A 12,024-nucleotide genomic window follows, 5' to 3' on the forward strand; every position below is an offset into this window, starting at 1 on the left:
AGAGTGATAGGCCCGGGGGTGCACAGCGTCCAGATTTGAAACGACGATTGATGCGACTTCCCGTCGTTCAGGACGGGCGCAGCGGTGACCAAACGGAACCAAACCAGCCGGTCATGGCCTGTGGGGCAGCCTATGCCCCGATGGCCAGACGACCGGGTTCCTCGACCTCGGGATCGCGGAGGACATAGCCCCTGCCCCAGACGGTTTCTATGTGACTGCCATCGCCCGTTGCTTCGGACAGTTTCTTGCGAAGTTTACAGATGAACACGTCGATGATCTTGAGTTCGGGTTCATCCATTCCGCCGTAAAGGTGGTTCAGGAACATCTCTTTCGTGAGTGTCGTTCCCTTGCGCAGGCTGAGCAGTTCAAGCATCTGGTATTCCTTGCCTGTCAGATGGACAGCGCTGCCATCGACCTGCACTGTCTTGGCATCCAGATTGACCTCGACCTTGCCGGTGCGAATGATCGACTGGGAATGTCCCTTGGACCTGCGAATAATCGCATGAATGCGCGCGATCAGTTCTTCGCGATGAAAGGGTTTGGTCAGGTAATCATCTGCACCGAAACCAAATCCCTTGATCTTGTCCTCGCTGGCGTCGTTGCCGGACAGGATCAGAATCGGCGTTTCGATCCGCGCAAGCCGCAATTGCCGCAAAACATCAAAGCCGTTCATGTCGGGCAGGTTCAGATCAAGAAGGATCAAATCGTAGTCATAAAGCTTGGCCAGATCGATGCCTTCTTCCCCCAGATCGGTGGAATAGACGTTCAGATTGGCATTGCCCAACATCAATTCGATGCTTTTCGACGTCGTCGGGTCATCTTCGACCAAGAGTACGCGCATCCAGTTTCTCCGCAATGTCAGCGTCCGGCATGGATCAGTCTGACCGCAAATAGTTAACCTTAAGTTAGCACCGAAACTTGACCAAAAACAACTTAAGAGTGTATTAAGATACCGTTCTCATCTAAATCGTTGTACGGCGGTCGCCTTGAGCGCGTCCCGACCGTGCAGCATGGACGCTGCAATCCAGGCGTCCAGCTCCTCTTCGCTGAGGTCATAACGCGTGAGCGCTTCTTTGCGAGAGATCAAGTGATGCACCACGGCATCCACCACGACAGCCTTGCGCGATGCCACCCAGCGATAGGTATTGGGCGGTGGCAGATCGGCCTGTGAGAGGATTGTGCCATCGGCGAGCGTCACAGTCCGCGGGCCATTCGCTTTTTTAAGATACATGTTCCGGCCCTTTCCAAGCCCAGTATTCCTGCTTGAGGCCACCTTTGCGCAAACAGACTTAATGTGACGTGAAGCCAAGGGTTGAGAGTATCTTGGATTTACCTATATTTCGCCCGATCACCCCGACCTGCCCGGAGACACCCCAATGGCACTCGATGCGCCGACCCTAAATTCGCTTGGATTCGCCAAGCCCCCATCGGAGACCCGCGTCGTTGTGGCGATGTCGGGCGGCGTGGACAGTTCGGTTGTCGCGGCGCAACTGGCCGAGGAAGGCTATGATGTCGTTGGGGTGACGCTTCAGCTTTATGATCACGGGGCGGCGTTGGCCAAGAAAGGCGCATGCTGTGCAGGGCTCGACATTCACGATGCGCGCCGCGTGGCCGAGGATATGGGCTTTCCGCATTATGTTCTGGATTACGAAAACATCTTCAAGGATGCCGTGATCGACGAATTCGCCGACAGCTATCTGGCGGGCGCGACCCCGGTGCCCTGCATTCGCTGCAACGAGCGGGTAAAGTTCAAGGATCTGCTCGAAACCGCCAAGGATCTGGAGGCCGATTGCATGGCGACCGGCCATTACATCCAGCGCAAGATGGGCGAACACGGCCCCGAACTGCACAGCGCCGAAGACGCGAACCGCGACCAAAGCTATTTCCTGTTCTCGACCACACCCGAACAGCTGGATTACCTGCGCTTTCCGCTGGGCCATCTGCCGTCCAAGGACGCGACCCGTGAACTGGCGGCACGCTATGGTTTGCAGGTGGCGGACAAGCCCGACAGTCAGGACATCTGTTTCGTACCAAACGGCAATTACGCGCAGGTGATCGAAAAGCTGCGCCCCGGTGCTGCGGAACCGGGCGATATCGTGCATGCCGATGGCCGCGTGCTGGGTACCCACAACGGGGTCATTCACTACACCATCGGACAGCGCCGCGGCCTTGGCATCGGCGGGCTGGAAGAGCCGCTTTACGTGGTCAAGCTCGACGTGGACGCAAAGCAGGTGATCGTTGGTCCGAAAGACCTGCTGTCCACCCGCACCATCCCGGTTCGTGAAATCAACTGGCTGGGCGATACGCCCCTCACCAGCCAGACCGAGTGGCATGTGTCCGTGAAAGTGCGGTCCACACGCCCACCACGCGAAGCGATCATCCGCCCGCTTTCGGACACCACCGCAGAGGTCGAACTCCTGACCCCGGAAGAAGGCGTGTCCCCGGGGCAGGCCTGCGTGTTCTATCAAACCGAAAGCAGTCGCATCCTTGGTGGTGGCTGGATCTGGCGCGGCTGACCGAAAACCATTGCGTCCGGGCCACGCTTCTTCCACCTTGGGAAAGAGCAGAGAAAAGACCCGCCCCCGATGTCCGAGCCTGTCAGCGCCCATGTCATCTGCATCGTGCCCAAGCTGGGCGCGAGCGTGGGCGGTGGCAAGATCAACGCGGTTTTCACGCGGATGAACCTTCTGGCAAACAAAGCCGACACCAAGGTCACGCTCCTTAATCTGCAACATGGCTGCAATCAGAAGATCGCCTTTGCAGAGCTGGTCGCGTCCGGATTGCTGGACTCAAAGATTGCACATCAGTCGATCTATGAACTGTGCGTCTCGCCCCAGACAACACTTCGGGATGGGCCATCCCTGCCTGATTGGGACGACACCCGGTCTCAACACGGCAGCAAAGAACGCGTCATCTATCTAAGAAATGGCGTTCCAGTGATGCGGGACAGCAACGAACACACTATCGCCGGTGTGCAGACCACCCGGCACCTGCTGACGGATCCTGAACGTGACATCCGGTTGAAATACCTTGACGACGCGCTGGTCGAAAGCCGCGAAGCCTTTGGCGATGGGTTCGTCGACAAGGTGGCCTTTGTCGGGGGGCACCCCGCTTGCCGCACGCGGCGCGAACACGGCCGGTTGATCGAGGTCGAAGATTTCGGCTTGGGCCAAACCTATTCCGACGAGATCATCCATCACCGTGTTTTGGTGCACCGGTACTTTCCTGAAGATGCGATCGTGTTCATCGACGGCATCACGTCGTCTCATCTTTCCCACCCGATCCCGGCGCGAAAGGTGTTGTTCCTGCACGCCGATCACCGCAACCCAACGGGCAAGATCGTGCCCCGGTCACGTGGCTTGATCGAAGCATTCGACGGTGACGCGATCATCACTGCGACCCATGCCCACAAGCAGCGATTGGATGCCGAACTGGCGCACACGACACCGGTGCGGGTGATCCCGCATTATACCGATGCGGCGGCAACACCCGGCGCACCCCGCAAGGACATCTGCACTGTGTCCCGGTTGGAGTTAACGGGAAAACCAATCCATCAATGTATCGAGGCCTTTGTCCGGATCATGCATCTGATCCCCGACACCAATTACCTGATCTATGGTGCAGGTTTGGGCGAGGCCCGGCTGCAACAGTTGATTGACCATCATGATTGCGGAAACCGGGTGCGATTGATGGGGCATACGGCAAACGCACCCGAGGTGTTCAGCCAAAGCCTGTTTTCCCTTGCCCCGACAATGACGGAAGGCTTTGGCTTGGCGCTGCTCGAAGCGCTGACCTGCGACTGCCCAGTCATCAGCTTTGATGTGGATTACGGCCCGCGCGAGTTGATCCGATCCGGCGAGAATGGCGAATTGGTGCAACCCAGAGATCTCGATGCCATCGCGGCGGCCATCCTTAAGGTCCATGCCGACCGCGACCGATATGCGTCAGGCTGTGCCGCGTCAGTGGAGTACTACTCTTTCGACAGGTACCGGGACCGCTATCATCAACTGATCGACGATCTGGTGGCTAACCGGTTCTATTTCGATTTGTCCGCGCGTGATCTCAAAGGGGAGACGCTGCGCGCGCTGGATAAGGCTCCGGCGCAACACAGGGATCGGTTGCTGGATCTCTATATCCACCAATGCCATCTAAGCCGCGATCTGGGCAGCATGTATGACGGGTTCCGGCAAAAGATCGCGCTGCGCCCGAAAGACCAGCGTCCCATCGTGCGCTGCATCTGGCTTAGCCGTCGGTTGGGGCGCGATGCCGAATGCCGCGCACATCTGGACCTGTTTGCGCAACGGTTTCCGGATCAGCACGCGGATTTCGTCGCGCGCTATCCCGACTTCATTGAATTGGCGGATGCTGTGGAAGGTCTGGCGTAAACCCGGTCAGAGGTTGCACTTGTCCCGCATAAAGGCCAGAGCCACCGAAAGGCCGTCGGGCGCGATACCATGCGCGGTGCCCTTCATGATATGGGCATAGACGTCTTCCCAGCCAGCCTTTTGCAGCGCATCAGCGGCCTCGGGCAGTGATTGCGGCGGCACGACATCGTCCTGATCGCCATGCACCAGAAGGATCGGGAACCGGCTTTCGACCTCGTCGGCCAACAACTCGGGCGCCAGCAGACGGCCCGAGAACGCCACCATTCCGGCAATCGGGTCTTCGCGACGGGGCGCCACGTGCAACCCCATCATGGTGCCTTGGCTGAAGCCGAACAAAACCACCTGTTCCGGCAACAGGTCTTCATCCACCATCAGCGCATCGAGAAACGCATTCAGATCGTCCACCGCGCGCGCCATGCCCGCCATCGATTCTTCCTCGGACGAACCATCAATCCACGGGATCGGGAACCACTGGAATCCAAACGGCGAACCGGCGCAGGCTTCGGGCGCATCGGGGGCTACGAACATCGTGTCCGGCAGGTGTTCGCCCAAAGGATCGGCCAGTCCCAAAAGGTCGGCCCCATTGGCCCCGTAGCCGTGCAGGAACACCACTGCAGACCGGGTTTCCCCGGATACCGCGTCTTTGCGCTCTGCGTTCAAAACCCGTGTCATGCGATCCCCTCTCGGTCTTTTGCCACATGGTAGTAGGCCCAGAGCGCACGCGCCGCAACCGATCTCCACGGGCTCCACGCCTCGGCCATCTGGCGCAGCGGTTTTTCCTTGGGCCGTTCGGGCAGATCGAACAAAACCCGGGCACTTTCCTGCAAGGCCAGATCACCGGGCGCGAACACATCGGCACGACCGAGCGAAAACATCGCGTAGATCTCGGCCGTCCAGACGCCGATCCCCGTGACAGCCGTCAGTGTCTTGATGACCTCGTCATTCGAGGCATGGCGCAGCGCGTCATAGTCAATCCCGGCCTCGGCCAAGGCACAAGCATAGCGCGCCTTCTGGCGGCTGAGACCCAGATCGCGCAACGCGTCCTGATCCAGACGCAGCACCGCGTCGGGTGTCACCGCGCCTGCCTCCTCCAGCTTGGCCCAGATCGCACGGGCAGACGCGACGCTGACCTGCTGGCTGACAATCGCGCTAAGGAGTTGTGCAAACCCGTCGGGCCTGCGGCGTAGGGGCAGGTCTCCGGTCTGCTCCAACGCATGGGCAAAGCGCGGCTCGGTCTTGGCAAGCCATTCCGCACCTTCGGCCACACAAGCCTCTGTTTCGATCAGGCGTCCAACCAAAGCCGTGTCTCCAACCAGTTCAAAGCGTCCTCGACCGACGGCACCACCGGCCCCGCCATGCTATGCGGTCGCGCCACCATATAGACCGGCAGCCCCAGCGCCCGCGCCGCCGCGATCTTGGGCCAACCGCCCGGACCTCCTGCATTGCGGGTCAGCACCGCGTCGATCCGAAACCTGCGCATAAGCGCGATTTCCTGCGCCACGGTAAAGGGGGCGGTTCCGTGCAGGTAACGGCCATTGAGCAAGGGAAACGCATCGCGGTGGTCGGTCAATTGCCGCACGAAAAGATACGCATGACGCAAAGCACGCAAGTCAGGCAACGCCTGTCGGCCAAGGGTCACAAGAACCCGAGAACCTGCAGGAATGCGGGTTGCTGCCTCGCGTGCGGACCGCAGGGGAATCCATTTGTCGCGGGATGTCCGACGCCATGTCGGACGCGCGATGGTCAGGCTGTGCACACCGGCCTGCACCGCAACGCGCGCGCCCAGCTGAAAAGACGCGGCATCACAGGGATGTGGTGCCAGAACCAGCGCATCCGCAGTCTGGGCAAGCTCTGACAGCGTCGCATGATCCGATGCACCCTGCCCGGTCACCCGGTCGCGGGTCGGCAACCACAGCCGAGATCTGCCGCCCAGCCGTATCGCCAGATCACGCGCTTCGGCAGATCCGCCAAGGATCACCACCTGCCCATGCCGGGCGGAATTGGAGCCGTCAAAATCCCTCATCGGCAACCGCTTACAAAACCACGGGACAAAGCGCCACGGAGCGTTGCGCACACTTGCAGGAAATTGAATTTGGACCTACGGCTGCTGTCATGAGCACACTTGACCACGCCACCCCCGACGACGCCACAGAAAACCGCCGCGCCAAGCGCAACGTGTTTGTTCTGGTCTTGGCCCAAGCCATCTTGGGCGCACAGATGCCAATGCTGTTCACGGTGGGTGGTTTGGCCGGGCAATCGCTGGCGTCGAACATCTGCTTTGCGACGCTGCCGATTTCGCTGATCGTTCTGGGGTCGATGACAACCGCGACGCCGATCTCGGCCTTCATGCAGAAATACGGCCGTCGCGCCGGGTTCTCTGTCGGCGCGTTAGGCGGTGCATTGGGCGGGGCCATCGGGGCATACGGTCTTTACATCGCATCCTTCCCGGTCTTTCTCTTGGGCAGCTTTCTGACCGGAATCTATATGTCCGCACAGGGGTTTTACCGCTTTGCCGCCGCCGACACTGCCACAGATGAATACCGCCCCAAGGCGATTTCCTATGTTATGGCGGGTGGACTTGCGGCCGCGATCCTTGGGCCGCAATTGGTGAAAGCCACCGCCGATTGGTATGTCGTACCGTTCCTAGGCACTTACTTTGCGGTGATCGTGCTGAATGTGATCGGATCAACGCTGTTTCTGTTCCTCGACATTCCAAAGCCCAAAGCGCCCCAAGCCGACGATCCCAAGGGGCGCAGCCGGATGGAGCTGCTCAAGACGCCCCGCATCGCCGTGGCAATCATCTGCGGCATGGTCACCTATGCGCTGATGAACCTTGTTATGACGTCGACGCCCTTGGCCGTGGTGGGATGTGGCTACACCGCCAACAACGCCGCCGACATCGTGTCTGCGCATGTTCTCGCGATGTTTATTCCGTCGTTCTTTACCGGGCACCTGATCGTGCGCTTCGGCGTGGAAAAGATCGTCGCAACAGGCTTGGTAATCCTTGCCGCTGCCGGGGCTGTTGCCCTGCATGGAGTCGCCATTGAGAACTTCTACGTCGCCCTGATCCTGCTGGGCTTTGGCTGGAACTTCGGCTTCATCGGAGCCACCGCCATGCTGACCGCCGCACATGAACCGCATGAGCGCGGCCGCGTGCAGGGCATGAACGACGTGCTCGTGTTCGGCGGTGTGACGATGGCGTCATTGGCCTCGGGTGGGTTGCTGAACTGTTCCGGCGGCACCCCGGTCGAGGGCTGGAGTGCGGTGAACATGGCGATGGCACCGTTCCTGATGCTGGCGGGTGGATCGCTGATCTGGCTGATGTTCCAGTCGAAAGAGCGCACGGTTTAAGGGTCAGGTCGGGCTTAAGACCTTCTTCAGAGTTTAGGCTCAGAGTGACCGGCAGTTTCCACCAGAACGGTGTCTGCCATGCCTCGATATCTGATCCTTGCCCTGCCCCTGCTCGCCGCCTGCCAGCACTATGACAAAGCCGCGCATTTCGCTGCCGGGGCTGCGGTGTCGCACTTCGTGACGCAGGAAACCGGCAACCCGACGGCGGGATGTCTGGCGACCATTGGTGTCGGGGTGCTCAAGGAATTGGTCGACGATGTTGTCGACCCGGCGGACATCGTGGCCACAGGGTTGGGATGCAGCGTGGCGCTCGCGTTTTGACTTACCAGCGTCCGGTTGCTGCGCACCACATCAGGCGCAGCTTCTTGTACGCTTCAGACATGCCAAGCGTACCGTCCGCCACAAGCCGCGGGTCGGATTTGGCCTGTTTCAGGATCGGCCCTGCTTGCCACGCAGCAAGGGTAACCGGACGCGCCTCTGCCGGGATCGTTGACCGCGCTTGCCGGGATTTTACCAAACGGTCAAATCCTTGTCTGGCGAGGTCCCGCACCCCCTCGGGCCGTCCATCCACCAGCGGCCTGCGACCCTGTCGTTCCAGTTCGGGCACCGCCCGCAGGAATTGTGCGAGGCCACTGGCATAACCCAGATCGGTTAACGCCCCCGGCATGGTGCCGCTCAGACTTTGCGATGCCGCGCGCAGCAGGGACGCTGCCGTGTCTTCGATATATTTTGAAAATGCTGCCTGATCTTCAAACGGATCGCGATAAACGTCCCAAAGCCGCGCCTGAACAGCCTTCTGCAATTCGCGCGCGGCGGTCGCGTCCAGCACATGCGCCAAGGACGTCACCACTTCGTGACGCCGCACCAGACCACCGCTGGCAATCTCTTCCAGCGCATCGGTCCACCATTGCAGACGCATTTCAGCGATGATCGCCTCTTTCGTCACCCAAGGCGCACGCGACACCTCGACATTGAAAGCATATATGGGAAACAACACCTTACGCAGCGCCACGGGGGCCGCCATCGTCGCGGCAAAGCGGTCAGGGTCGCCCTTTTCGACCAGTTTCGCACAGGCGATCAGATCGGCGTCAAAGCTCATGCCAGGGCTGCATCCCGCACCAGTTTCCAACGCACCGCATCGAGCAATGCCTCGAACGACGCGTCGATGATGTTTGCGCTGACGCCAACAGTGGACCAGCGCCGCCCCTGCCCGTCTTCACTGTCGATGATGACGCGGGTCACGGCCTCTGTGCCGCCCTGCGTGATGCGCACCTTGAAGTCCACAAGCCGCAGATCGTCGATCAGCTCTTGATAGGGGCCAAGGTCTTTGGCCAGCGCTTTCGACAAAGCGTTCACCGGACCACGGTCATTGCCCATTTCGTCCATGGATTCGCTGACCGACAGCTTCTTTTCGTCGCCCACCTTGACCACAACCACGGCCTCGGAATGCGAGATCATCTTGTTATACTTGTTCTTCCGCCGCTCCACCGTCACGCGGTAGCGCTTGACCTCGAAAAACTCGGGCAGCATGCCCAGCTCATCACGCGCCAGCAGCTCGAAACTCGCCTGCGCGGTGTCGTAGGAATAGCCTTCGGATTCGCGCGCCTTGATCCGGTCAAGGATGCGGGCCATGGCCGGGTCTTTGTCCGGCACCTCGATCCCGGCTTCCGCCAGACGGCGGCGCAGATTCGATTGCCCCGCCTGATTGGACATCGGGATCACCCGGCGGTTGCCCACCTTGGCAGGGTCGATATGTTCGTAGGTCGTCGGGTCCTTGAGGATCGCGCTGGCATGCAGCCCGGCCTTGTGGGCAAAGGCGGACGATCCGACATAGGCCGACTGTTTCAGCGGGACGCGGTTGAGGATTTCGTCCAGCATCCGGCTGATCTGCGTCATGCCTTCGAGCGCATCCAGCGTCACGCCTGTCTCATACGTACTGGCGTAAGGTTCCTTGAGCAGCAGCGTCGGGATCAGCGATGTCAGGTTCGCATTGCCGCAGCGTTCGCCAAGGCCATTGAGCGTGCCTTGAATCTGCCTTGCACCTGCATCGACGGCGGCCAATGTCGCGGCAACCGCCATTTCCGTGTCATTGTGGGTGTGGATGCCCACATGGGTGCCGGGAATGCCGCTGGCGATGACGGCTTCGGTGATCTTTGACACTTCGGACGGCAGCGCGCCGCCATTGGTGTCGCAAAGCACGATCCAGCGTGCGCCGGCCTCATAGGCGGCGTGAAGGCAGGTCAGCGCGTAGTCGGGATTGGCCTTGTAGCCGTCGAAGAAGTGCTCCGCGTCGAACAGCGCTTCGCGTTTCTGGGACACGATATGCGCGACCGAGGCGCGGATGTTTTCGACGTTTTCGTCCAGCGTGATGCCAAGGGCTGCGGTGACGTGGAAATCGTGGGTCTTGCCGACAAGACAGACCGACTTGGTGCCTGCGTTCATCACCGCCGCCAGAACGTCGTCATTCGCAGCCGAGCGGCCCGCGCGTTTGGTCATGCCAAAGGCGGTGACGGTGGCGCGGGTGTGGCCGACCTCTTCGAAAAACGCGCTGTCCGTGGGGTTCGCCCCCGGCCATCCGCCCTCGATATAGTCGATGCCAAGCGCGTCAAGCGCCTCAACGATGCGGTGTTTCTCGGGTGTGGAGAACTGCACGCCCTGCGTCTGCTGCCCGTCGCGCAGCGTGGTGTCGTAGAGGGTCAGGCGGGTTTTGGTCATGGGTTGGCCTTTGTGCAGAGGGCCGCGCCCGACCCCGAAGCCTTGTCTTTACGGTCGATGCAACGTGCAAAGGGCAGTCCCCGGCCGCGGGCGGGGGAGAAGCCCCCGCCCATGGGGGCGGTCGGGGGCTGCCCGGCGTGCCGCCGGGCTGGGTGGTTCGAGTGATGAATCATTCAAGAATACCCCATTCGCCAACTCGGGCCGCAGATGAATTGAGCATCCATTTAGTGCCTTCCGGCGTATCCGAAATCATCACGCCGATTTCTGCGAGCCTGTCACGAATGAAGTCGGCTCTTGCGAAATCCCTGCGTTTCTTGGCTTCTGTCCTCTGATTGATCCAATACTCCGCTTTTTCCATAAATTGATCTGTAGGAGTGTCAGCTTCGTCAAACCACCAGTCGCCAAGCTCATCCGTCAGAAGCCCAACCATCTGCGCCCCGGCCAACAGGCCGGCTGCATCGCCTTCCCCGGCGAGCTTGTGCAACACCGAAATAACACCAGCGGTGTTGAGATCATCGGCAAGCGTCTCAACGATCTCTTTCGAAACCTCACCCGCCGCAACGCCATCTGTCATCCCCCGCCATTTGCGCAGCGTCGCCTCAGCCTCTTCGCGCTTCTTCTCGGTCCAATCCATCGGCTTGCGGTAATGCGTCGACAGGAACACGAACCGGATCACCTCACCCGGCACGCCATGATCCAGCAAGTCCCGCACAGTGAAGAAATTGCCCAGCGACTTGGACATTTTCTTGCCCTCGACCTGCAGCATCTCGTTATGCAGCCAGTAGCGGGCAAAGCCGTGGCCCGCGCATTTGCTCTGCGCGATTTCGTTCTCATGGTGCGGGAACATCAGGTCGTTGCCGCCGCCATGGATGTCGAACTGCTCGCCCAACAGGTCATAGGCCATGGCCGAGCACTCGATGTGCCAGCCGGGGCGGCCCCGGCCCCAAGGGCTGTCCCAGCCGGGCAGATCGTCCGAGGACGGCTTCCACATGACGAAATCCATCGGGTTGCGCTTGTAGGGCGCAACCTCGACCCGGGCACCGGCGATCATGTCATCGACCGAACGGCCAGAGAGCTTGCCGTAGCTTTCTTTCCACGAGTCCACCGCAAAGAGCACATGGCCCTCGGCCTCATAGGCGTGGCCCTTGGCGATCAGGTCTTCGATCATCGCAATCATCTGCGCGATATAGCCCGTCGCACGAGGCTCTGCGGTGGGGCGCAGCGCACCGAGCGAGTCCATGTCGGCGTGATACCAACTGATCGTCTCGTCCGAGCGTTCGCGGATCAGATCTTCAAGCGTTCCCACCGCCCCTGCCGCACGTCGGTTTTGCGCGGTCTCGTTGATGCGGTCGTCCACATCGGTGAAGTTGCGCACATAGGTGACGTGATCGGCCCCGTAGACATGGCGCAATAGCCGGAAAAGCACATCGAACACGATCACCGGACGTCCGTTGCCCAGATGGGCGCGGTCATAGACGGTGGGCCCGCAGACATACATCCGCACGTTTTGCGGATCGAGAGAAGTGAATTCCTCTTTCTTGCGGGTGGCGGTGTTGGTCAGCCAGATGGTCAT

Annotated in this window: 12 protein-coding genes; 4 read left to right on the plus strand and 8 right to left on the minus strand. The window is 60.4% G+C overall.

All coding sequences use genetic code 11. The annotated features are described in order from the left end of the window. Window positions 1-130: 130 nt before the first annotated feature. Both ctrA and sciP read right to left on the minus strand, forming a co-directional pair. Window positions 131-841, minus strand: coding sequence for a response regulator transcription factor CtrA (gene ctrA / locus MCRY_RS11780; protein WP_085630073.1), 711 nt, complete (start codon window positions 839-841; stop codon window positions 131-133). Between the two features lie 117 nt (window positions 842-958). Further along, entirely contained in the window at window positions 959-1,231 is a 273-nt protein-coding gene (gene sciP, locus MCRY_RS11785; protein WP_085630074.1) for a CtrA inhibitor SciP, read from the minus strand. A 145-nt stretch (window positions 1,232-1,376) separates the two neighbouring features. On the opposite strand from sciP, the gene mnmA reads away from it, so the two are divergent. Together mnmA and MCRY_RS11795 are read left to right on the plus strand one after the other, a co-directional pair. Then, window positions 1,377-2,516 carry a tRNA 2-thiouridine(34) synthase MnmA gene (gene mnmA / locus MCRY_RS11790; protein WP_085630076.1) on the plus strand — a complete coding sequence of 380 codons (1,140 nt, stop codon included), beginning with the start codon at window positions 1,377-1,379 and terminating at the stop codon, window positions 2,514-2,516. Window positions 2,517-2,585: 69 nt separating this feature from the next. Beyond that, the gene (locus MCRY_RS11795) at window positions 2,586-4,385 is read left to right on the plus strand and encodes a glycosyltransferase (protein ID WP_085630078.1); all 1,800 of its coding nucleotides are present in this window, start codon (window positions 2,586-2,588) and stop codon (window positions 4,383-4,385) included. Window positions 4,386-4,391: 6 nt separating this feature from the next. Here MCRY_RS11795 and MCRY_RS11800 read toward each other — a convergent pair whose 3' ends face one another. The 3 genes from MCRY_RS11800 to MCRY_RS11810 are packed head-to-tail and all read right to left on the minus strand — an operon-like array spanning window position 4,392 to window position 6,408. Beyond that, the gene (locus tag MCRY_RS11800; RefSeq protein WP_085630080.1) at window positions 4,392-5,057 is read right to left on the minus strand and encodes an alpha/beta hydrolase; all 666 of its coding nucleotides are present in this window, start codon (window positions 5,055-5,057) and stop codon (window positions 4,392-4,394) included. Next, complete coding sequence (locus MCRY_RS11805; protein WP_085630082.1) at window positions 5,054-5,683, minus strand: DNA-3-methyladenine glycosylase family protein; 630 nt, start codon at window positions 5,681-5,683, stop codon at window positions 5,054-5,056. Before MCRY_RS11805 ends, MCRY_RS11800 begins: the two co-directional genes overlap by 4 nt. Continuing rightward, window positions 5,668-6,408: a precorrin-6A/cobalt-precorrin-6A reductase gene (locus tag MCRY_RS11810; RefSeq protein WP_085630084.1), complete on the minus strand. Its 741-nt coding sequence runs from the start codon at window positions 6,406-6,408 to the stop codon at window positions 5,668-5,670. Before MCRY_RS11810 ends, MCRY_RS11805 begins: the two co-directional genes overlap by 16 nt. 89 nt (window positions 6,409-6,497) lie before the next feature. Between MCRY_RS11810 and MCRY_RS11815 the strand changes: the two genes are divergently transcribed. Further along, window positions 6,498-7,736 carry an MFS transporter gene (locus MCRY_RS11815; protein ID WP_085630085.1) on the plus strand — a complete coding sequence of 413 codons (1,239 nt, stop codon included), beginning with the start codon at window positions 6,498-6,500 and terminating at the stop codon, window positions 7,734-7,736. A gap of 78 nt (window positions 7,737-7,814) precedes the next feature. Then, window positions 7,815-8,057, plus strand: coding sequence for a hypothetical protein (locus MCRY_RS11820; protein ID WP_085630087.1), 243 nt, complete (start codon window positions 7,815-7,817; stop codon window positions 8,055-8,057). 1 nt (window position 8,058) lies between these two features. Here the strand turns inward: MCRY_RS11820 and MCRY_RS11825 are convergent, their stop codons facing one another. The 3 genes from MCRY_RS11825 to cysS all read right to left on the minus strand — a co-directional run bounded on the left by MCRY_RS11825 (window position 8,059) and on the right by cysS (window position 12,024). Next, window positions 8,059-8,835 carry a squalene/phytoene synthase family protein gene (locus tag MCRY_RS11825; protein ID WP_085630089.1) on the minus strand — a complete coding sequence of 259 codons (777 nt, stop codon included), beginning with the start codon at window positions 8,833-8,835 and terminating at the stop codon, window positions 8,059-8,061. After that, a complete protein-coding gene (gene cimA, locus MCRY_RS11830; protein ID WP_085630091.1) occupies window positions 8,832-10,451 on the minus strand; it encodes a citramalate synthase in 1,620 nt (539 codons plus the stop codon). The genes MCRY_RS11825 and cimA overlap by 4 nt, the downstream gene beginning before the upstream one ends. Before the next feature lie 169 nt (window positions 10,452-10,620). After that, window positions 10,621-12,024, minus strand: coding sequence for a cysteine--tRNA ligase (cysS, locus tag MCRY_RS11835; RefSeq protein WP_085630093.1), 1,404 nt, complete (start codon window positions 12,022-12,024; stop codon window positions 10,621-10,623).

This window comes from Marivita cryptomonadis, from assembly GCF_002115725.1.
Classification (GTDB): domain Bacteria; phylum Pseudomonadota; class Alphaproteobacteria; order Rhodobacterales; family Rhodobacteraceae; genus Marivita; species Marivita cryptomonadis.